The sequence below is a fragment of the Lactobacillus crispatus genome, from assembly GCF_018987235.1.
Taxonomy (GTDB): domain Bacteria; phylum Bacillota; class Bacilli; order Lactobacillales; family Lactobacillaceae; genus Lactobacillus; species Lactobacillus crispatus.
The window spans coordinates 542,286-564,701 of the sequence record NZ_CP072197.1 but is presented as its reverse complement, the minus strand read 5'-3'; the positions used below and the strand labels follow the sequence as shown (position 1 = coordinate 564,701).

At 36.5% G+C, this 22,416-nt stretch carries 21 protein-coding genes and 1 tRNA gene; 5 read left to right on the top strand and 17 right to left on the bottom strand.

Annotated features, from left to right (window positions below; all coding sequences use genetic code 11):
* A complete protein-coding gene (locus J6L97_RS02885; RefSeq protein WP_005723483.1) occupies positions 1 to 606 on the bottom strand; it encodes a histidine phosphatase family protein in 606 nt (201 codons plus the stop codon).
* 431 nt (positions 607 to 1,037) lie between these two features.
* On the opposite strand from J6L97_RS02885, the gene J6L97_RS02880 reads away from it, so the two are divergent.
* Positions 1,038 to 1,790 (top strand): MIP/aquaporin family protein, encoded by a 753-nt coding sequence (locus J6L97_RS02880; protein ID WP_054832836.1) that lies wholly within the window; start codon positions 1,038 to 1,040, stop codon positions 1,788 to 1,790.
* A 161-nt stretch (positions 1,791 to 1,951) separates the two neighbouring features.
* Here J6L97_RS02880 and J6L97_RS02875 read toward each other — a convergent pair whose 3' ends face one another.
* Together J6L97_RS02875 and J6L97_RS02870 are read right to left on the bottom strand one after the other, a co-directional pair.
* Positions 1,952 to 2,986, bottom strand: coding sequence for an IS30 family transposase (locus J6L97_RS02875; RefSeq protein ID WP_123811765.1), 1,035 nt, complete (start codon positions 2,984 to 2,986; stop codon positions 1,952 to 1,954).
* Between the two features lie 225 nt (positions 2,987 to 3,211).
* Positions 3,212 to 4,030, bottom strand: coding sequence for a triphosphoribosyl-dephospho-CoA synthase (locus J6L97_RS02870; RefSeq protein WP_057727060.1), 819 nt, complete (start codon positions 4,028 to 4,030; stop codon positions 3,212 to 3,214).
* Between the two features lie 105 nt (positions 4,031 to 4,135).
* Here J6L97_RS02870 and J6L97_RS02865 point away from each other — a divergent pair, with 105 nt between their 5' ends.
* Positions 4,136 to 5,254: an acyltransferase family protein gene (locus J6L97_RS02865; RefSeq protein ID WP_057727061.1), complete on the top strand. Its 1,119-nt coding sequence runs from the start codon at positions 4,136 to 4,138 to the stop codon at positions 5,252 to 5,254.
* Here the strand turns inward: J6L97_RS02865 and J6L97_RS02860 are convergent.
* From J6L97_RS02860 to J6L97_RS02850, 3 genes are all read right to left on the bottom strand, one after another.
* Entirely contained in the window at positions 5,251 to 6,132 is an 882-nt protein-coding gene (locus J6L97_RS02860) for an ATP-binding protein (protein ID WP_225907792.1), read from the bottom strand. The two genes, J6L97_RS02865 and J6L97_RS02860, sit on opposite strands and share 4 nt — an antisense overlap.
* Before the next feature lie 128 nt (positions 6,133 to 6,260).
* On the bottom strand, positions 6,261 to 7,439 hold the full coding sequence (locus J6L97_RS02855; RefSeq protein ID WP_005728142.1) for an IS256 family transposase: 1,179 nt from the start codon (positions 7,437 to 7,439) through the stop codon (positions 6,261 to 6,263).
* A 455-nt stretch (positions 7,440 to 7,894) separates the two neighbouring features.
* Positions 7,895 to 8,320, bottom strand: coding sequence for an ATP-binding protein (locus J6L97_RS02850; RefSeq protein WP_223876409.1), 426 nt, complete (start codon positions 8,318 to 8,320; stop codon positions 7,895 to 7,897).
* A gap of 168 nt (positions 8,321 to 8,488) precedes the next feature.
* On the opposite strand from J6L97_RS02850, the gene J6L97_RS02845 reads away from it, so the two are divergent.
* The gene (locus J6L97_RS02845) at positions 8,489 to 9,667 is read left to right on the top strand and encodes an IS256 family transposase (protein ID WP_216786116.1); all 1,179 of its coding nucleotides are present in this window, start codon (positions 8,489 to 8,491) and stop codon (positions 9,665 to 9,667) included.
* Between the two features lie 38 nt (positions 9,668 to 9,705).
* On the opposite strand, the gene J6L97_RS02840 is transcribed toward J6L97_RS02845, so the two are convergent.
* From J6L97_RS02840 to J6L97_RS02795, 10 genes are all read right to left on the bottom strand, one after another.
* Complete coding sequence (locus J6L97_RS02840) at positions 9,706 to 10,023, bottom strand: hypothetical protein (RefSeq protein WP_057727030.1); 318 nt, start codon at positions 10,021 to 10,023, stop codon at positions 9,706 to 9,708.
* A 2-nt stretch (positions 10,024 to 10,025) separates the two neighbouring features.
* A complete protein-coding gene (locus tag J6L97_RS02835; RefSeq protein WP_191088335.1) occupies positions 10,026 to 10,301 on the bottom strand; it encodes a hypothetical protein in 276 nt (91 codons plus the stop codon).
* A gap of 158 nt (positions 10,302 to 10,459) precedes the next feature.
* Entirely contained in the window at positions 10,460 to 11,371 is a 912-nt protein-coding gene (locus J6L97_RS02830) for a prenyltransferase (RefSeq protein ID WP_057727031.1), read from the bottom strand.
* A 278-nt stretch (positions 11,372 to 11,649) separates the two neighbouring features.
* On the bottom strand, positions 11,650 to 12,186 hold the full coding sequence (locus J6L97_RS02825) for an NUDIX domain-containing protein (RefSeq protein ID WP_054833037.1): 537 nt from the start codon (positions 12,184 to 12,186) through the stop codon (positions 11,650 to 11,652).
* A 63-nt stretch (positions 12,187 to 12,249) separates the two neighbouring features.
* Positions 12,250 to 13,161 carry a ketose-bisphosphate aldolase gene (locus J6L97_RS02820; RefSeq protein ID WP_005720809.1) on the bottom strand — a complete coding sequence of 304 codons (912 nt, stop codon included), beginning with the start codon at positions 13,159 to 13,161 and terminating at the stop codon, positions 12,250 to 12,252.
* Between the two features lie 110 nt (positions 13,162 to 13,271).
* A complete protein-coding gene (gene argS, locus J6L97_RS02815; RefSeq protein ID WP_057727032.1) occupies positions 13,272 to 14,957 on the bottom strand; it encodes an arginine--tRNA ligase in 1,686 nt (561 codons plus the stop codon).
* Positions 14,958 to 15,319: 362 nt separating this feature from the next.
* Positions 15,320 to 16,006: a L,D-transpeptidase gene (locus J6L97_RS02810; protein WP_057727033.1), complete on the bottom strand. Its 687-nt coding sequence runs from the start codon at positions 16,004 to 16,006 to the stop codon at positions 15,320 to 15,322.
* Between the two features lie 139 nt (positions 16,007 to 16,145).
* Entirely contained in the window at positions 16,146 to 17,324 is a 1,179-nt protein-coding gene (locus J6L97_RS02805; RefSeq protein WP_005728142.1) for an IS256 family transposase, read from the bottom strand.
* A gap of 187 nt (positions 17,325 to 17,511) precedes the next feature.
* Entirely contained in the window at positions 17,512 to 18,360 is an 849-nt protein-coding gene (locus tag J6L97_RS02800) for an NAD(P)H-hydrate dehydratase (RefSeq protein WP_054833050.1), read from the bottom strand.
* Positions 18,361 to 18,362: 2 nt separating this feature from the next.
* A complete protein-coding gene (locus J6L97_RS02795; RefSeq protein WP_057727051.1) occupies positions 18,363 to 19,664 on the bottom strand; it encodes a serine hydrolase in 1,302 nt (433 codons plus the stop codon).
* Between the two features lie 88 nt (positions 19,665 to 19,752).
* On the opposite strand from J6L97_RS02795, the gene J6L97_RS02790 reads away from it, so the two are divergent.
* Both J6L97_RS02790 and J6L97_RS02785 read left to right on the top strand, forming a co-directional pair.
* Positions 19,753 to 19,836: transfer RNA gene (locus J6L97_RS02790), tRNA-Leu, on the top strand.
* A gap of 101 nt (positions 19,837 to 19,937) precedes the next feature.
* Positions 19,938 to 20,258 (top strand): PspC domain-containing protein, encoded by a 321-nt coding sequence (locus tag J6L97_RS02785; RefSeq protein ID WP_005723521.1) that lies wholly within the window; start codon positions 19,938 to 19,940, stop codon positions 20,256 to 20,258.
* A gap of 376 nt (positions 20,259 to 20,634) precedes the next feature.
* On the opposite strand, the gene J6L97_RS02780 is transcribed toward J6L97_RS02785, so the two are convergent.
* Entirely contained in the window at positions 20,635 to 22,335 is a 1,701-nt protein-coding gene (locus J6L97_RS02780) for a mucin-binding protein (RefSeq protein ID WP_057727050.1), read from the bottom strand.
* Positions 22,336 to 22,416 lie beyond the last annotated feature (81 nt).

Below are 22,416 nucleotides of genomic sequence, written 5' to 3'. Positions count from 1 at the left end.
TTAACGCACAACTAACATTTCATTTTTAGCTGCTTTATTTAAAACCACATCTTTAGCGGGTGCTACATAACTTAAATATTTCAAGTTATTATCAACAGCAGACATTTTTACTATCCCGCAATTATCATATTCTTTAAAAGTTGGATTTACTCGCTGCGTAAATAACCTTAAAGCCGTCCCATGTCCAACAATCAAAATTGTATCGTTGGCATGGGTTGAATCAATGATTTTAGTGATCGCTCGTTCCATTCTTTCTTCAACATGTTGATCCGGCTCCATTGCGGCATTAATACGGCTAAAGCCACGTCGCCATGGCAACATGAATTCATCTTGTCCTTCATATTCACCATGAGATTTTTCATGCAGGTCACGCAGTCGCGTATAAGACAATTGATTATCAGTTATAATTTCTAAAGTATCGCTTGCCCTTTCCTGCTTTGAGCAAAATGCGGCATCAAAACTAATTTCTTTTTGCAAAAAATACTGCCGCACCGCTGTCGCCTGCGCTCTCCCTAATTCCGTCAGAGGAGAATCACAAGTACCTTGTATTTTATGATGCACATTGAACAAAGTTTGCCCATGTCGCACCAAATATATTGTTCTCATTAACTGCTACTCTCTTTCCTTTTATGCATATTAATTGTGAACAACTGTATAGTACCACAATATTTTGAAAGCGTTTAAAGTTATATATTAAGTATATATAAAGCTATATACCAAATTTGTGAAATTAATATAATGATTATGCATTTATTTGTCAAAAGTAGATTTGGCATTATCTAGGGCTTGTTAAATAATGTTCATATTTGGAACGGTCTAATTTATTGAGTTGCTGGATAATTAGAAAATTGTGATGATTGCAGCCAAATAGTAAATCTTTTTAATTAATTTAAAACTATTTAAAAGTTAGTGTTTTTTAATGCTATTTTCTTGCTTTTTTACAAAAAACTATATCTATTTTTCGAGTTAAGAGTATAATTTTTGGTTGTACTATTTTTCACTTATTTTTTCTACTAAAGGAGAAGAAAGTATCTATTATGGAACATACTTGGTTAATGAAGTATTTTGCCGAATTTTTCGGTACGATTATTTTAGTTGTTTTAGGTAACGGATCAGTTGCCAATTCTGTACTACGTGATACCGGTGGTAATAGCCGTGACGGTCAAGCCAATGGTGGGTGGCTCTTGATCGCCTTCGGTTTTGGGTTTGGGGTAATGCTCCCAGCCATGCTCTTTGGTTCAATTTCAGGGAACCACTTAAACCCTGCTGTTACCTTAGCTCAGGCTTGTTCAGGCGTCTTCCCATGGGATCAAGTAATGCCTTACATCTTGGTACAAATGCTTGGTGCCATCGTGGGACAACTAATCTTAGTAGCCATCTACTGGCCTTACATTGGCAGAACCACTAGTGATGATGCTGTTTTTGCCAGTTTTGCGACTGGTGATTCAGCTAACAGTAAGTTCAACGGTTTTATTACCGAATTCTTTGGCACTGCTATTTTGCTTTTCATCGCAGTTGGTTTATATCGTGGCATGTTCTTCAAGCAATCTGAAGACATTGCTAACATCGGGGTTGGTTTCCTAATTACTGCTTTAGTTATGGCAGTTGGTGGGCCAACTGGACCAGCTTTGAATCCAGCTAGAGATCTAGGTCCAAGAATTGTTTATGCTTTATGTCCTTTGCCACACAAAGGTTCAGCCCACTGGGATTACAGTTGGGTACCAGTGGTTGCACCAATTGCAGGTGGAATCTGTGGTGCATTATTATACAAAATTGCATTTGGATTATAAGAGATCTAATCAAATAGTAAAAAAAGCATTAAGCTATCTGCAATAGCTTAATGCTTTTTCAATACTCAGTATCTAAACCTAAATAGAAAATTGAATCTACATTTTTAGTTTCATTATCCGAATTATCTTCCTGAATTGTCAAATTAAGTGCAACAGTTAGGCTATGAGGAAATATATTGCTTGAAGAGTTCTTCTGCTGTGTGATATTGAAGGATTCGACGATGTTTGCGGTTAATGGCATCAGTTGCCTGTTGAACATAAGCAGCTGACTTATCTTTCATGCTTTTGCCTTTAGGGAAGAATTGACGCAGAAGTCCATTGCAGTTCTCATTGGTGCCTCTTTCCCATGGAGAATATGGGTGGGCGAAGTAGATCTGGCAGCCTTTGATCTTGGTCATATCCGCAAACTCAGAGCCATTGTCAAACGTGATCGATTTAAACCAGGCAGGATGTCTGTCAATCTCATTTTGAAGCAGCCTTTGGCATGTGCTTGCCCGATAGTCAGGAATCTTGATAACTACTTCAAAGCGTGTGGTTCTTTCGGTCAAAGTCATTAAAGCAGGCTGATTCTTGCGTCTGACGCCTTTAACCAGATCTCCTTCCCAGTGCAGCGGCGTTTTTCTGTCTTCAATCTCTTTAGGACGCTGTTCAATGGAATTGCCAAGATTCTTCTTGTGCAAAGCATGACCGCTCTGGCCGTGATGACGCTTGTTCCTGCGTCTTTTGAGCTTCATAGGCAGATCAATATTGCTTATGTCCAGCAAGCCCTGATCAATATAGCGATAGACAGTTGGTGTGCTGGGACAAGGGTAGCCTGGCATAGTCCTTTTGAATTCACCAACGAATTCATCGATGCTGGTGGCATCAAATTTAGCTTTGAAGCGTCTGGAGAGCATTCTCAAAAAGACAGCATAATGCTTCAATGGATTGCGCTGATAGCAGTTTTTGCGACGCTTCTCATAATAAAGCTGTGCAGTATCAGCGTAATAGTGCTCATACAATAAATAGCTGCTGTCTCTTTGCAGGACGCTTCCGCGTTTGATTTCGCGACTGATTGTCGACTTATGGCAGCCGACTTCTTGAGCGATAACAGTACGGGAAGTTATGCCGGAATCCAGCATTGCTTGAATTTGTCCACGTTGTACGCTGGTTAATTGATGATAGTGCTTAGAAATGCTAGAATTTGAATTGGTCATGAAGATCTTCCTTTCTTGATTTTTCGTCACTTCAAGTTTAGGTCTTCATGGCCTTTTTGTTTAACACTTGGTGTTGCACTTCAATTTTAAATCCGGGTCCGAATTATCTTTTAAAAAAATTTGTGGTATATCTCCAAAAGTCGGATTAAAAGGATTTTTCATTTTAAATCTCTTTAAATCTAAAAGCAAAAAAACTGTCTAGTTCTTAACTAGACAATTTTTGCGTTAAATAATCCCACGCTGCAACGCCATAAAAATTGTAATAATCAATAAATCTGCACTGCCACCAAGGCTATAATTTTTTTCCTTAAAAATCCGATTTAGTTCTAACATAAACTGTTTACCAGCTTGAGTACCGTAGCCACCTAATGCCAAATATTTTTTTGCTTGATTATGTGCCCAAGAAACAACCTCAATATTTCCCGCTCTTTTTATTAAATTCGAGTCTTCAATCGCACTAACTATTTTCATCAACGTATCGAGTAAACGAACATTCAAATCACCTTCGGTTTGAGCTAAAAATGGCAGTGCTACATCCCTCACCAAAGGATAACCAGCTTCTGCTTCTGCTCTAACTCCGCCTTTACCATATTGCAAAAATTGTTTTTCTCCAGCAGTCTTATTCCTCTTGCCTAAATCGTGCTTTACTAAGCCCTTAGTCATCTGCTGGATCACTTCAAATTCACCTTGATTATTATTTTCACAATAGCTACTTGCACAGCCAAACAACCCTAACGAAAAAATCGCGCCTTTATGGGTATTTATATTATGCGTTGTCTTAAACATTGCTTTTTCTGCCTCAATGCCAGCTTGACGCAATTGTTCAAACATTTGCCGCAAATCCTGCCCCGTAAAATCTGCTCCAATTTTAGCTGCTTGCCGAAAATAATTTTCTAAACTCAAACTGCTATTAATAAACAAATACACATTCATATCAGGATGAGACCCCACGTCAACTGGATCCACTAAACCTGGCTTAGGATTGGTAACTACTTCATAAAGCAATGCTTTTAGTGCGTTTTGTGTGATCTTTTCTACTGACATTTTGACCCCATTTCCAAAATAGCTAAACTAATTTTAACATGATTATCCTTTCGCCTAATTTTAAAAAATGACACAATAATATTAGGAAAAGAAGAGAGCAAGTTCATGAAAACAGATCAATTTAAAAGCTATCAAATAGCTGATATTGGCGATTATTTAAAAGTATTCGCCTGCAGCGCAGTAATCTCACAGCCAATTATGTCGCTGGTCATGGACGTAGAACAACCGGTTCACACACAAGATGTTTTTGGCGTTTTTTATAATTTAGTCAAATATACGGCTCCAGCCTTTATTTTTGGTATTTTGTATACCACAATCCGTACTAATAATGAAAAAAATAGTTTTTCTTATGCAAAACATATGCAGACAAATTGGTCTAATCTTTTTGTACCTACTATTTGGTGGACGCTCATTTATCTATTAGGGATGCCCTGGTTGCAACAAGTTAATCATTTTAACAATATTGGTTCATTCTGTTGGCAATTCATTAATGGTAATGCCGCCCCGCACTTGTGGTACAACACGATGATGTTGCAGTTTATTATTTTAATGCCAATCTTCTGGGGATTAAGCCGCTATGTAGGACACAATCTAACTCGAGGCATTTGGATTGCAGTAATCACTTTCGTACTCTATTTTGCCTGGCTTTGGTTCTATGATTACAACGTCTTTCACGGCATGCATGAACATGATTGGTATTTACTCGACCGCATTTTTATTTCATTCTTCATCTATGGTGTGTATGGCGTCTTAGCATGGCAATTGCGTGGTTATTACAACCAGCTGGTCACTAAGTTTTGGTGGGTAATTACCATATTATTTATTGCTTGCTTCATTTGGACTAATGTTGAGTTGCACAAGTTCGGTTATCCAATCAACTTCAATAATGCACCATATTACAAGCCGTCAATGACTCTCTATTGTTTAGCAGTAATTGCACTGATTTCAGTTTTTTGCCTGCATCAAGTTAGAAAAAATTCGCAAACCAGTTTAAAAGTATTCCATTTCTTGGCTACTTATGCTTATCGCGCATATTTATCCAATGTCTTCTGGAATCAATTAGTTTGGCGCGGTCTTAACATGCAATACCATGCCATTTACCATCCATTCTTAACTTTATTTGGAATCTGGCTGTTAACCTGGATCTTGTCATTCACTTCGGCTTATTGCTTACACGTTTGGTGGACGAAAGCGAAGAGTTTAATTAGCAGCTTTTTTCGTTAATTATCAATTTCATATAATTCTTCTGCTTCTAACAAAAAGTCTTTCATGAATGGCAGAGAAAATGCCACTTTGCCATATCCTGCATCAATGATTACCTGACTATCCATTAATCGCTGCCGATATTGCGAAATATAATTAGAACTTTTTCCCATTTGCTTGCGAATATCACTTATATTAACAACATTTTTATCATTATGAGCCATGATGAATAAAAATTTTCGATCGACTGGCGATAATTCAGAGATAATCTTGATATAAGCATTACGAAACAGATCATTTTTAAACGATGAGATCGAATTTTCAATACTTTCATCTGTTACCTGATCAGTAGAATGTTGCCAAACATGATATCCCAAGTCTTGAAATGCATAAGCGTAACCTCTAGTCAGCTTAGTCATTTTCATTAAGGCAGTATTATTAATCTCTTTATTACCTCTTTCAAATGCTTTTTGATACCGATACTTAATATCGAAAAGATCAAGTGGTCCTAATGGTACACGACCGCTTCTTAAAAGAAATGTTAATACATCATTATTTTGGAGTTCAGAAACATTCTTAGGCAGCCCAGTCATCATCATACTAATTGAATACTTTTTTAACACCATAATTTGATAGATAGACGCCAAATTAACAATCTCAGGAGTTTCTTTAACCTCATCTATTGCTATCAATAAAGATTGGTGATGCTTTTTTAAAACTTTTAACATTTCTTCAAGTAACACTTGATAAGTAGATTGAGGATTTGATATATGAACTTCCAATTCAAAGCCAAAAGCCGAAAACTTTACACCATCAATTTTGTTCAACGCCTTTTTTACTGGATTCGCTGCTTCTTGATAAATACTTTGGATGAGCGTGGCAAGCAAATCATTTGTCATGGCTAAGTAAATAACAATCCAGTTATCTTTTTGTTCTAAAGTTGAGGTAATATCAGCAAGTAATGAGAAACTGTCAAATCTTTTGTGTAAATAGATCTTTCTCGTAAATTGATTTTTTAATTATTTATTTAATCAAAGTAGGATTCTAAGGTGTCCTGAACCTGACCAAAGCCTTTATGAATTCGATTGAAATAACGGTCATTGTAGCTCATTGCCTGGATGCCAATAAATGCATCAAGCGACTGTTCAGTTGGAAATTCTGCCTTAGGCTTAGCTTTACGCTTGATGACGTTGTTAAAGGATTCAATCATATTGGTTGAATAAATTGAAGCTCTGATTTGTTTGGGATAATTGTAGAAGACTAGCAGATCGGGCTCAATTTCCTTCAAACCTTTGATGACATGGCTATAAGCTTTATTCCATTTGGCATAGAATTTGTGCAAGACAGCTGCAGCTTCTTTTTTGCTTGTCTGTTGATGTATCTGCTTGAATTCGTTCATGATCTTTTCACGATCGTCGACGCGTACTTTAGCGCAGATATTGCGCATGACATGAACCAGGCAGCGTTGAAAATGAGCTTTAGGATAAGTCCTGGCCAAGGCTGTTTTCATGCCAACAACACCATCAGAAAGAAAAAGCTCAACTTGCTTCAAGCCTCTGGACTTCATGTTTTGAAGCATCTCTGTCCAAACTTCAATGTTCTCACTAGGAGCAATGCAGTAGTCAATGACTTCCTTATGTCCATTAGGTTTAATGCCAATGGCAATATATACTGCTTCACGCTCAAACGTTTCTCGGCGCAAAGGAAGGTATGTCGCATCCAAATAGACACAGAAAAACTTGTCGCTTAGCTTGCGCTTGTGATAAGCCTCAATCTTGGGGAGCATCTGCTTGGAAATATTTGATACTTGAGCTGGACTATAATGACTGCCATACATTTTCTCAATCAAGTCAGCGATTTCTCTGGTAGTTACGCCTTTGGAGTATAGCTTGATAATCGTGCTTTCCAAAACATCAGAGTGCTGCTTGTAGTCAGGCAGCGTGTGCTGATGAAACTGACCGTTGCGGTCTCGAGGCACTTGCACTTCAATTGGTCCAAACTGGGTATCAACCTTGCGGAAATAAGCACCATTTCTAGAATTGCCAGTATTCCAGCCATTTCTGGCATAGGGATCATAGCCTAGAAAGGCAGTCAACTCAGCTTCTAGCAAGTTATTAACAGCCTGTTGTAGCTCTTTGCGCAATAAATCATTTATTTTGTCTGGATTGAATAGAGCTTGAGCAAAATCTTTGGTAAAATCATTCATGAAGGAGTTCTTCTTTCTGTATGTGTTTTTTTGTTCAAACCAATCATACGAGAAAGGAACTCCTTTTTCTAATGTTTAAAGAAATAAATTTAAGGAATCATTCATCCTTACACAAACTATTTTACAGTCTCAGTAATGAAGTTTTACCAACCCCGCGCATCCCATAGATCATTGAAGTTTGATAGGGTCCGGTGCCACTTTCAAGTGATCTTACTATATCTTCTACTATTTTTTGTCGCCCCAAATATATTTTGGGAACTTTGCCAAAGTTAGGGTCAAATGGATTCGTTATTTCAGACATAATTGATGTTCACCTATTTTCATTATTTTAGTTGTTGGCTTTAATTTTATATCTCTTTAGATCTTATGTCCATTTTTATATCTCTTTAGATCTTATAGTTATAAAAAATGCTCAAAAAATTTTGAGCATTACCATTTTATGAGTTATCGAAAAACTATCTCATTAATAAAAATTTATATAGTGGCATTAACTGAATTATCTTATCTTTTTGCTGAATTTCAGCCTCTTCACCATGAGTAACGATTATTAAGTTTTCAACTTCATCAAAATTATCAGCTAATTTAATTAGGTTCCCAACTTCACGTTCTTTTGACGTATCATTCACTTCCCATGCAACTTGAATTGCAGTTTTACTAGCTGGTACATAAAAATCAATATCTATCCCTGTCTTTTGAGATTTTAAATAAAATAAATTCTCTTGATATTTATTATGCAACTTGATCGCAACTAGATTTTCTAGTAATGCTGGCAATTTATCCAGATAAAACAAATTTAAAATGCCATTATCTGTAAAATAATACTTTGGGCTGCTTTCACGCTCACTAAATTTAGCAAAATAATTTTTGGTGGAAAATAACAAATATGCATCCTTAGCGTAATCGATATAATCAATAATCGAGACTGTAAAATAGTTTGTGTAAGGATGAATGATTCCTTAAATTTATTTCTTTAAACATTAGAAAAAGGAGTTCCTTTCTCGTATGATTGGTTTGAACAAAAAAACACATACAGAAAGAAGAACTCCTTCATGAATGATTTTACCAAAGATTTTGCTCAAGCTCTATTCAATCCGGACAAAATAAATGATTTATTGCGCAAAGAGCTACAACAGGCTGTTAATAACTTGTTAGAAGCTGAATTGACTGCATTTCTGGGCTATGATCCCTATGCCAGAAATGGCTGGAATACTGGCAACTCTAGAAATGGTGCTTATTTCCGCAAAGTTGATACGCAATTTGGCCCAATTGAAGTGCAAGTGCCTCGGGATCGCAACGGTCAATTTCATCAGCACACGCTGCCTGACTACAAGCAGCACTCTGATGTTTTGGAAAGCACGATTATCAAGCTATACTCCAAAGGCGTAACTACCAGAGAAATCGCTGACTTGATTGAGAAAATGTATGGCAGTCATTATAGTCCAGCTCAAGTATCAAATATTTCCAAGCAGATGATTCCAAAGGTTGAGGCTTACCACAAACGCAAGCTAAGCGACAAGTTCTTCTGCATTTATCTGGATGCGACATACCTTCCTTTGCGCCGGGAAACGTTTGAGCGTGAAGTAGTCTATATTGCAATTGGCATCAAGCCTAATGGGCACAAGGCAGTCATTGACTACTGCATTGCTCCTAGCGAGAACATTGAAGTCTGGACAGAGATGCTTCAAAACATGAAATCCCGAGGCTTAAAGCAAGTTGAGCTTTTTCTTTCAGATGGCGTTGTTGGCATGAAAACAGCCTTGGCTAGAACTTATCCTAAAGCTCATTTTCAACGCTGTTTGGTTCATGTCATGCGCAATATCTGCGCTAAAGTACGCGTCGACGATCGTGAAAAGATCATGAACGAATTCAAACAGGTACATCAACAGACAAACAAAGAAGAAGCCATAGCTGTCCTGCATGACTTCTATACCAAATGGGGCAAGGTTTACAGTCATGTTATCAGAAGCTTGAAAGACATAGAACCAGATCTGCTGGTCTTTTATAACTATCCCAAGCAGATCAGAGCTTCAATTTATTCGACTAACATGATTGAATCATTTAACAATGTGATCAAGCGCAAAGCTAAGCCTAAGGCAGAATTTCCAACTGAACAGTCGCTTGATGCTTTTATTGGTATTCAGGCAATGAGCTACAATGACCGTTATTTCAATCGAATTCATAAAGGCTTCGGTCAAGTTCAGGACACCTTAGAATCCTACTTTGATTAAATAAATAATTAAAAAATCAATTTACGAGAAAGATCTATTTACACAAAAGATTTGACAGTTTCACTGAAAATTATAGCTGACCCTAAAATAAGTTTTTTATTTTTCTTTCTAATTATTCCAAAATAAATATATAAGCCTAAGATTTCACATATTGTTGTGAATAAATAAAAATTATCAAAAAAGATTGAGCTTACTATGCTTACGAGAATTATAATAACAGCAAATAAACATAAAAAAATCTTATCTTTTTTATTGCGTGCAGAAAAAGATATTTTATCAAATATTAAGACGTCAAACGTAACAAAAATAATGATAAATATAGTTTGTAGTGTTACCTTAAATGATAAATCTGACATTATTATCTCTTTCCATGTCTCCATTTATTATATAAAACTCGCCACCAATTTGTAGTTCCTGGTATTACTCTATCAAAATTTACGAAAGGATTAATAGCAGCACTACTATCAACAACATTTTCTCCCAGCTTCATATTCTGTTCACTAACCACAGCAGTCGCATATTGTTCAACCACATTTCCATCAGATGCCGCATTTACTTGTTTAGGCATAGCCACAAACATTACTACAACTCCTGCAAACATTAACAAACCTGTCCAAATTTTTTTCAATTTCATTGTTTATACCTCTTTCATCAATAATCATAATTCGGAGATATAATATCATATTTTCACCCATTATTAACAACTCGTCATATTTCCCCGCATTGGATGTCAAATTTGCTTCAAAAAAACAGGATAGTCTCTCCTATCCTGCTCACCAAATTTTCCTACACCTAAATTAAAACCAAAACTGTGTAAATAGCTATATATGTAATGAAAAATATCGATAAATACTTAATTATTTGTAAATAGGTAGTTTGTTTATCCGGATGCTCAAAAAATTGTTTTAATTTTGGCCATAATATTGGCAACAAAAAACAACTAAAGATCAATGGCCATTTTGCCAAACCAAAAAGAACAACGATAATTGGAAATAATAATCCCGCAATAATCAACGTCTTAATTATTTTAAGAGCATATTTTTTACCAGTATAACTGGCTAAAGTATGGCGCCCATTGTTTAAATCTTCATGCAAATCACAAGTATTATTAGCTAACTGCAAAGCATAGAAAATGAGTGTTAAAGGCAAACATCTTATTAGAGTAGTTAATGCTAAGTTCCAGGTCAAAGGATAAGTGCCGTAAATTGTGACATAGATACTTACTAGCATAATGAAATACGAAATAAAGAAAGATACCACTAATTCACAGATCGGTGTTGCATTCAGTGGCTTAGGACCCGCAGTGTAAAATATTCCAATGAAATATCCTACAACTCCCATTATTAGTACTGGCCAGCCGGTGCGATAAACCAAAATAATACCCGGAATCGCCGAAATAAAGTAACTAATCCACACTAAGTTTCTAACATCAGTTAAAGGTAACTTAAGACGTCCAATTGGATTTATATCAGTCAAAAAATGTCGATCTTTGCCATGAAGATAATCATAGTAATTATCAGCAATATTAACTGCTAAATCAAACAGAAAAACATCTACTAAGCACAGCAAAATGTTAATCAAATTAAACATGTGATATTGTTGAAACGACATTGCCGCGCCAAAGACAAACCAAATTACATTTAATGGCGCCGTATAAATCTCTGATAGTTGATAATATACTGGCCAAGATAAAACCTTCTTCATAGTAACTTATTAATCCTCCCATTTTTTACTTACATCTTAGTCTTTTTCTAAAACAAAACATAGTTACTAATTTTGAAGATATTATCGCAAACTACTACTTTAGTTATTAATAGCTTTCATTACAACTGATGAAACTTCACCACTTTATTCTTCAATGAAATTTTTTTCACTTCAAAGCCATAAGCTGGTAATTCTTTTTTATAACGCAAAAAGGAATGATCTAAGACAACCCCCAGCCTTATTATCTTTAATATATTGCCATAATTTATTATATTTATTCATCTATTTTTCTTCCGATCCAGTAAATTTTTAGCTTGCTTTAATATTGGTAATTCACGTGCCGCAATCAATTTGCCGATTCGTGTATTTGCACAGCGGTTATATTCTCGCAAGGCTTCATCATAACTAAGCTTCAACGTTGATAAATGAAATTCATTTATCTCATCAGGCGTTAAATGCTTTTTACCAAAAGAAATAGCTTTACACAAATAATAGTTATTAATATTGTGGCGGTGAATTAGATTATAATAATCGTCAACAACACCTATTCTATCAATTATTTCCACATTCGCACCGAGTTCTTCTTTTAGTTCTCGCTTTAATGCTTCTTCTAAATTCTCGTCTGCTTCAACACCGCCGCCTGAAGTTTCAATTAAAGTTGCTTCACCAAAATCATCATTTCTCTTAGCTCTCACAAAATAAAAATTCTGTTTTTCATCAATCACAATTGCACGAACGATATTACGGTCATGATCAATATAGGTCAATGGCCATTGGGTATCTTGTAAATGAAGTTTTAATTCTTGTTTATTCATAATTTTCCTAAAAAAATAAAGCCCAGTGAATTGCTGAGCTTTATTTAACAGATAATCAAATGATTATTCTTCGTTCAATGATGAACGGTCGAATGAAGCATCCTTAAGTTCGTCATCGATAGTCTTAGTACCCATCCAAGAAATCATTTCCTTCATCTTGGCGGTAATTGCTTCTGCACCTGGCAATAACAACTTACGTGGGTCGTAACCCTTAGCCTTCTTGTCAAGGTCCTTTTCGTCTTCGATGTACTTACGAGTAGCTTCTTGGAATGCTAATTGGAATTCAGTGTTGATGTTGATCTTAGCAATACCAAGCTTAATAGCCTTCTTAACTTGGTCCTCAGGAATACCTGAACCACCGTGAAGTACAAGTGGAGTGTCAGGAACTGCTTCAGCAATTTCCTTAAGACGGTCGAAGTTTAAGCCCTTCCAGTCTGCTGGGTATACACCGTGGATGTTACCAATACCACAAGCAAGCTTGTCAACACCAGCTGCAACGAACTTCTTAGCATCTTCAACAGAAGCTAATTCACCGCCGCCTTGGTTTTCACCGATCTTACCAATTTCAGCTTCAACTGAAATACCACGTTCATGTGCTAACTTGATGATTTCCTTAGTCTTCTCCAAGTTTTCGTCAGTTGGAAGTGCGTGACCATCAAACATAACTGATGAGTAACCAAGAGCGATACATTCCTTAGCTGATTCAAAGTCACCGTGGTCCAAGTTTAAGATAACTGGAACTGAGATGTTCATTGAATCCATTTGGTCAGCTACCATGTCCTTAACGAACTTGTAACCACCCATGTACTTAGCAGCACCAGTTGATACTTGGATCAACAATGGAGTTCTAGTTTCTTCAGCAGCACGTAATTCTGCACGAGTCCATTCCAAGTTGTTAGTGTTGTAAGCACCTACAGCGTAATGGTTCTTACGAGCATCTTTAAAGATTTGATTACCGTTGTCAAAATAAGCCATTAAAAAATACCTCCTAAATATCTTACATGCCTATTGTACCCTAATAATTGAAATATGAACAATTTTTCACAAAATGTAAGCGTTATTTTCTTATTTTCATTGTTTTTCTCTTACATTTCTTTAGGAGCATTGACACCTAACAATCTAAGTGATTCCGTTAAAACGATTGATGTTGCTTGAACTAAGGCGAGACGAGCATCAATTTTATCGTCCTTGGTTAAAATCTTCACATTAGCATAGTACTTATTGAATTTTTTAGCCAAATCTAAGGCAAACTTAGCAATTACTGAAGGCTCAAACTTTTCGGCACTTCTAGCTACAATTCTTGGGAAATCTGCTAAATCTTTGGCTACGGCAAAAGCCCAGTCATCATCAAGAGCTAGATCAGTTTCGCTAGGCTTTTCACCCATAGCAGCGGCCTTTCTCAAGACACTTTGAGCACGAGCATTAGTATATTGAACGTAAGGACCAGTGTCTCCTTCAAAACGAACAACTTCTTCCAAATCGAAGTCAAAATTATCAAGACGATCATTCTTCAAATCGTGGAAGACAACAGCACCAACACCAACATCATGAGCAACTTGATCTTGATCTGCTAAATCTGGATTCTTTTCTTGAATTTGTTTTTTAGCAAGTGAAACAGCATCCTTTAATACTTGATCGAGGAAGACAACGTTACCTTTTCTAGTAGATAACTTTTTACCGCCTTGAGTGATTAAACCAAACGGTACATGGTGAATCTCATCAGCCCAATCATAACCCATCTTTTTCAAAACAGTCTTTAATTCAACAAAGTGTTGGGCTTGCTCGTTACCTACAACATAAAGCATCTTAACGAAGTTATATTCTTTCATTCTCCATTCAGCAGCGGCGAGGTCACGAGTTAAGTAAATTGAAATACCATCAGATTTAACGATAATAGCAGGATTTTCACCTTCACCCATGTCAACAACTTGCGCACCACGTGATTCATGAAGAAGACCTTTTTCTTTTAATTCATCAATTACTGGTTGCATCTTATCGTTAAAGAAAGCTTCACCATTGTATGAATCAAAAGTTACGCCTAGTTCTTTATAAATTCGCTTGAAGTCTTTTAATGAAACCTCACGGAACCATTTCCATAGTTTAACTGCTTCTGGATCCCCGTCTTCAAGTTTCTTGAACCATTCACGACCTTCATTATCAAGTTCGGGATCTTTCTCAGCTTCTTGGTGGAACTTTACATAGTAGTGGAAAAGATTCATAATTGGATCTTTTTTAACGTCTTCTTCATTACCCCAGTGCTTGTAGGCAGCAATCAACTTACCAAATTGAGTACCATAGTCACCTAAGTAATTGATTTTAATAGGAGTATAGCCAACCTTCTCCATTGTCTTAGCAATTGAATTACCAATTACAGTTGAACGAAGGTGGCCCATTGACATTGGCTTAGCAATGTTAGGGCTGGACATATCAATTGGCACATTTCCTTCACCAATCTTTTGATCACCATAATGTTCTTTTTCAGTCAAAACATCCTTCAAAGTCGATGAAACTAATTTTTCATGGTCAATCGCAAAGTTAACGTAAGGACCGACTGCTTGAATATTAGCAAAATCATCACTTGATAAGTTGTCCGCAATATTTTTAGCAATTTCTGCAGGATTTTTGTGCAAAGTCTTAGCCAAAATAAATGCTGGGAAAGCATAGTCTCCCATCTTAGCATTTTTAGGGCGTTCAATTAATGCGGCAATCTTTTCTTTAGGTAAATCAACTTGACTAGCAACCAAGTCAACTACTTCATTCTTAAAGTCCATCTTATTCCTCTCTTCTAAATAAAAAAGTCTCTTTCTACAAACGTAGAAAGAGACGAGTTAAAAACCCGCGGTACCACTCAGATTGATACAAAGTATCCGCTTATTTAAATTCTTGATTTTGTCAGTCAAACACGCCTTCATTATTTTCTAGTATCTATCTTGCACCACCATAGACTCGCTTAAAAAGAAAATAACTACTACTTTTGACTTCTTGGCAAACATGATTATAGCAGGAAAAAACGGCTTCTGCCACTAATTTAGTTAAAAAAGCCATTCTTGAGTTGGATTAAAATCTTGAACGCTTTGAACAAAGTTTTTTACTGCAATTTTTAAAAAACGTTGCTTAAAAAGCAACGTTCTTGTTAATTATTTTTAATTACTACCTTCGTACCATCTGGGATGTGATCCATAATCCACTTAGAATCAGGTACACTCAAACGGATACAACCATGTGAACCTTGAGTTCTTCCCAATTTGGCTGCTTCTTTTAAGTTATAGCTATAATCAGCTTTAGTTGGCACAGAGTGGAACAAGTACACGTTATCAGGACTCCAACTAGTCCAATTATTAGCTCCTTCACCTAAGTTATAATTAAAAAAGCTGTCTCCACGACCATTTTGGATCCTAAAAGTTCCAGTTGGGGTCAATGACTTGCCCTTCTTGTAGATTCCACCAGTTGATAACATGGTATACAAAACCTTGCCTTTTCTTAACAAATAGGTTCGGTTTCCTTTTAATGATACCCGCAAAGTCAAATCCTTTTCATACGGCTTAATCTTAGGATATTTTTTAGGCTCACTCTTTTTCTTCCAAGTGCCTGCCTTGCGCAAGTCCTTAGGATCGCTATATGGTCGATATAAAGCACCATTATCTACTTTTTTAGCTTGTTTTTTATTAGTTTTATTTATTTTCTTAGTTTTGGCCTTAGTCTGCGTTGTAGCAGCTTCTTGTGAGACATCAGACTTAGGTGCGCATACCTTAGCTAAGCCGATAATTGCACCAAAAGCTAGAACGATACTAGTTACGCCGATAATAATGTTTTTTTTCATAAATATGTTAATCTTCTTTTTTATTAATATTTAACTCAATTATATTATGCTTTTTCGTCTTTGAAGCGTTAAAAAACGAAACTGTCAAATCTTTTGTGTAAATAGATCTTTCTCGTAAATTGATTTTTTAATTATTTATTTAATCAAAGTAGGATTCTAAGGTGTCCTGAACCTGACCAAAGCCTTTATGAATTCGATTGAAATAACGGTCATTGTAGCTCATTGCCTGGATGCCAATAAATGCATCAAGCGACTGTTCAGTTGGAAATTCTGCCTTAGGCTTAGCTTTACGCTTGATGACGTTGTTAAAGGATTCAATCATATTGGTTGAATAAATTGAAGCTCTGATTTGTTTGGGATAATTGTAGAAGACTAGCAGATCGGGCTCAATTTCCTTCAAACCTTTGATGACATGGCTATAAGCTTTATTCCATTTGGCATAGAATTTGTGCAAGACAGCTGCAGCTTCTTTTTTGCTTGTCTGTTGATGTATCTGCTTGAATTCGTTCATGATCTTTTCACGATCGTCGACGCGTACTTTAGCGCAGATATTGCGCATGACATGAACCAGGCAGCGTTGAAAATGAGCTTTAGGATAAGTCCTGGCCAAGGCTGTTTTCATGCCAACAACACCATCAGAAAGAAAAAGCTCAACTTGCTTCAAGCCTCTGGACTTCATGTTTTGAAGCATCTCTGTCCAAACTTCAATGTTCTCACTAGGAGCAATGCAGTAGTCAATGACTTCCTTATGTCCATTAGGTTTAATGCCAATGGCAATATATACTGCTTCACGCTCAAACGTTTCTCGGCGCAAAGGAAGGTATGTCGCATCCAAATAGACACAGAAAAACTTGTCGCTTAGCTTGCGCTTGTGATAAGCCTCAATCTTGGGGAGCATCTGCTTGGAAATATTTGATACTTGAGCTGGACTATAATGACTGCCATACATTTTCTCAATCAAGTCAGCGATTTCTCTGGTAGTTACGCCTTTGGAGTATAGCTTGATAATCGTGCTTTCCAAAACATCAGAGTGCTGCTTGTAGTCAGGCAGCGTGTGCTGATGAAACTGACCGTTGCGGTCTCGAGGCACTTGCACTTCAATTGGTCCAAACTGGGTATCAACCTTGCGGAAATAAGCACCATTTCTAGAATTGCCAGTATTCCAGCCATTTCTGGCATAGGGATCATAGCCTAGAAAGGCAGTCAACTCAGCTTCTAGCAAGTTATTAACAGCCTGTTGTAGCTCTTTGCGCAATAAATCATTTATTTTGTCTGGATTGAATAGAGCTTGAGCAAAATCTTTGGTAAAATCATTCATGAAGGAGTTCTTCTTTCTGTATGTGTTTTTTTGTTCAAACCAATCATACGAGAAAGGAACTCCTTTTTCTAATGTTTAAAGAAATAAATTTAAGGAATCATTCATCCTTACACAAACTATTTTACAGTCTCTAAAAAACATCCCTCAACTAGGGATGCATTTATTTACTATTAGAATTTTAACATGTTTATGCCAATTCTGAATACTTTTTCATCAATTTAGGCAATACTTTAGAAAGTTCCGTTGGTCGTACCACATAATTATCTTTGGCAAGCAAGTCACCTGCTAAAGAATGAAGATAGACAGCAGCTTGAATCGTCTCAACTCCTGGACCAAATTGAGCAACCATCCCACCGATGATTCCTGCTAAAGTATCACCCATTCCACCAGTGGCCATGCCTGGATTGCCAATTGGATTAACAAAAATTTGACCAGTCCCATCATAAACATGAGTATGATTCGATTTGAGTACTAAAAGCGCATTAGTATCTGGAATCAATTGGTTTAAAGCATCAATATTGGCACTATCTGTTTGAAACGGAATACGAATTTGACTCAATCGTTGCCATTCCATTTGATGCGGCGTCAAGATTAAGTGGCCAGCATTAGTTGGCAATAAGTTCTTATCCTGACTAATTAAATCAAGAGCGCTGGCATCTAAGACAACGGTTTGTTTTTCTGAAGTACATCTTCGCAAGATAACTAAAATTTGCTTAGCGAGATCACTCATGCCTAATCCTGGCCCGCAAACTACAACATCCATATTTTTGATTAAATCTGCTAACTTAGCATCGCGCCAGTCGATAAACATTGCTTCAGGCACTCGTGCATGTAGCGGTGCTAAATTCAAAGGGTGTGTTGCAACAGCAGTCAAACCTGTGCCAGCATTAATAGCGCCTTCGGTAGACATAATAATAGCGCCGCCATAGTTCTCGCTACCACCGATCAAGAGTACACGACCGTAATCGCCTTTATGTGTATCGCTTTCTCTTTCTTTAATTACCTTTTTCAAGATATCTTCAGAAATTTCAGTCATATTTATCTTCCTCCGAAAATCCAGCGCCAAATTCTAACAAAAAAGTTCACTTTATTATTAGCTGAAAGTGCCTTAGCTTGGACATTCATTCCGTTAGGATTGGACAATGATACAATCTTTTCATCACCAGACTTAAATTGATAGTCGCCAACTGTCTGTCCCTTCTTAATTGGAGCTTCGACAGTCTTTTTGTTCAATGATGCAACCAAAGTCTTACCATCTGCTGGATCCCAAATAGTAGTCTTACTCTTGAGACCCAAATTAGTAGTAGCATTATCACCATCAGTTACCTTAATAGTCTTGGCACCGTTCATTTGACTACCTGCAGTCATTGTTACAGGACGATATTTAGTAAAGATATAGTTCATTAACTTCTTTGTCTGCATAAATCTAGCTGGATCCGTTCCATCACGGTGACGTGCACCCATTACCACAGTGATCAAACGCGCACCATTATGTTGTACAGTTCCAATAAAACAAGCTCCTGCAGCGTCAGTAGTACCAGTCTTCAAGCCATCAACTGGGTAAGCTTGATCATATTGAGAAAGACCCTTTAGCATCCAATTAAAGTTGGCCATCTTAGTAGTATGACCTGCATCCTTAAAGTCTAAGTGGGCCAACTTGGTAGTATCTAAAACTTCTGGGAAATCTTTGATCAAATTTTGACCTACAATTGCCATGTCCTTGGCTGACATTGAATTTTCTGCATTCTTATTTACACCAGGATATGCATCTTTACCCAAATTACCATTAGGCAATCCACATGCAGTGTAAATCTTAGCATCTTCAATGCCCCATTTCTTTACTTGAGCTCTCATTTGATCGATAAAGGCCTTCTGAGAGCCCGCAATAGTTTGTCCTAAGAGCATTGCAGCACCATTAGCAGACTCAATTAAAGTTGCTTGGTAAAGCTGCTTAATAGTGTATGAATGTCCCATTTTTAGTGGCACATTAGAATATTCCGCGTTATTAGCTACCTTAACGATGGGGGCAGTTGGTTTTACCTTTTGATCCCATGAAAGCTTATTATTCTTAATTGCTTGTAAGGCTAAATAAACCGTCACTAACTTTGTCATTGAAGCAATTGGCAAAGTTTGAGTTGCATTTTTCGCATATAAAATTTGACCCGAATCGCTATCAATAGCAATCGCTGATTTTACATTCAGCTTAACTTGGTCTGCTTGATAACTATTAGTTGTATCTGCATTAACTGGCGTAGTCGCAAAAACTGCACCACACGAAAAAATTGACACGGCAGCGATAGTTGTAATTACTGCACGTTTTATTTTTTTACTAAAAAACATGAAATTCCATCCTTTTGAATAATTAAAGTATTTTATGCTTACATTTTACCAAATATTTGGTATTATTATTCATGTACAAATAAAAAATGCCCGCTTGGCGGAATTGGCAGACGCGCAGCGTTCAGGTCGCTGTTTAGGTGACTAAGTGAAGGTTCGAATCCTTTAGCGGGCATCATAATTATGTGTAAGTGTTGAGCAATCAACACTTTTTTCATGCCTTTGCTGTATAATATATGTAAAAGAGATAGAACAGTTAGAAACGAGTTGATTATTATGCAAAAAAGACTTACAAAATCACAAAATAAAATTTTAGCTGGCGTTTTGGGCGGTATTGCTAACTACTTTGATCTAGATCCTGCTTGGGTTAGAATCATCGGTGCCGCATTAATATTATTCACGGGTGTATTTCCTGGCGTTGCTTTATATATTATAGCTGCTATGGTTATGCCTGAACCTGGTCAAAGCGCACCTAAGGCTGAAAAGCACACAGCTGATTATCAAACTGGTCGCCCCAATACCATGAATGGTGATTTCACCAAGTCTGACGATCAAAATCCTGACTCAACTGAGAAAAAGGATGATCAGTCAGAATAAATGAATGCTATAATATAGGTCCTTGGCAGGGGCACAAGTTGATTTCTTCGGAGATCAACTTTTTTTCTCCCAATTTAGTGTAATCGCTTTCACAAAATGCAATTATGTGGTACAGTAACAGTGTAAGCAATAATTGAATTAAAAGATAAATATTCTAATTATTTATCTCCTAGATAAGGAGATGGGCACTATGATTACTATCCTTGGAATTACATTTTTGGCACTTGAATTAATTGGAGTCATTACATTAACAGCAGTTGAACCTAATTAATTCTAAAATCTTATTACACTCCTAAAATTTATTGATATTTATAAAAAAGGCACTACAGAAACAAAACTTTGAATCTGTAGTGTCTTTTTAATGTTTTAATTTCTTTTATTCAGATTTTGAAACCAAATCATATAATGATGAAACGACGTTGGTTAAGTCCATCATTGTCTTAGAATAATCTGGGTTAGCTTCTTTAGATACAGCTAAATCATTCTTAATCTTTTCGATTTCTTTCTTAGTTGCATCTTTATCTAAAACATCAGTACCCTTTGCTTTTTTGCTTACCCCAATTGTAAAGACTTGTGGCATCAATGCATTATCATTGAATCTTTGAACAGTACCCTTCTTATCAAAATTATTAAATACAACATGATAACCTGCTCTTGCAATGATCTTAAGAGGATTTTCAGTACTGTATAAATCATTAATGCTTTCACCTGGTTTACCATTTAAAATTCCAGATGAAGTAATTGAATTACCATCATTATCAACATCAATGAAATTAATAATTGCCACTTGTTCTTTAACAGTTGAATTTTGTTCAAGGTCGCTGACAACTTTGGTTATTTCAGTTTGTTTAGCGACTGGTTGATCGGTAATACTATCATCATCGGTGTAGCTTTCATTTTCATGAACAGGCTCAGCTTTGGCTTCTTTAACAGCTTCATTCTTAGCATATGATACAGTAATAACTTGATCATCCTGGCTTAATTCAGGTGCCTTTACGACCTCCATATCTGCATGATAGTCTTCAATTTGAGGTACCTTTACATCTTGGTATTGCTTATCAGCTTTCCAGTCACTATCATAGCGTCCTGATTCAATTACCTTTTTAGTACTTGGCAATAAAGTAACTGTTCTGTTCCAATGAATCGTTTGAACCTTGTCTTTTGGCGCATCATCTACACCAACAAACTTAACTGTTAATTTACTTTCTTTACTGTAAATATCTGGATCAACAGCGTCATTAGGATGCTTGGCATCTACAGCAACTGCACTGTATTTCATGGTAATAATGAACACTGGTTGGTAACCATCTGCATTACCATAAAATTGAATATCTCCATTGTCATTGAAGCCGTTCTTAACTAATGAATAGCCTTCATCTTCTAGCCGCTTAATTTCAGCTTCTGGGTCATATTCAATCTGCATATTAGGCTGACCAGTTAAATTCTTTTGGAAAATAACTTTATTTTGATCACTTAAGTCAACAAACTTAACAACTGCACTTTGTTCACTAGTAGATGGCTTATTATTAACTGTGAAGTTAACCGTGTATTCCTTATCCTTATCTTCAGCAGTAACGGTCTCACCACCTGCTTCAATCAAATCCGGAACAAATCCAGGCAATGTGGGCGTGCCAATGATCATAAAGCTCTGCTCTTTAGGCTTCCAACCTAAGTCCTTAATCACATGATTATCAACAGCGTCTATTTCTTGATTATGAACAAACTCGATCTCAGTAGTACTATCTTCCGGTGTTCTGCTTGCTGCACCTTGATAGTGTACCAATTGCTTAATCTTCTTTTGTTCATATTCTTTAACTAAATGCTTATGCTTAAATGAAATAACGTATTCATCCACATCTTCTTCAAAAATAGGATTCTCATCAAAGCCATCTCTTTCCAAAACATAACCTTGATTTAGATACTTTGCAATTTCATCAGAGGGATCATATTCCACCTGTGTTTTTGGTTTTCCCTCAAATTTTTTAGTACTTTCTAAAACTTCACCATCGTTGTCTAAATCAACATACTTAACGACAGCCTTGATATTTTTGCCAAAAATTGATGTGAATTTATTCATTTTAGGCCTTTCCATCTATATCTACTACCCTTATTTAGAAAACAAAATAAAGATCTACAATAAGCTAGAGACTGTAAAATA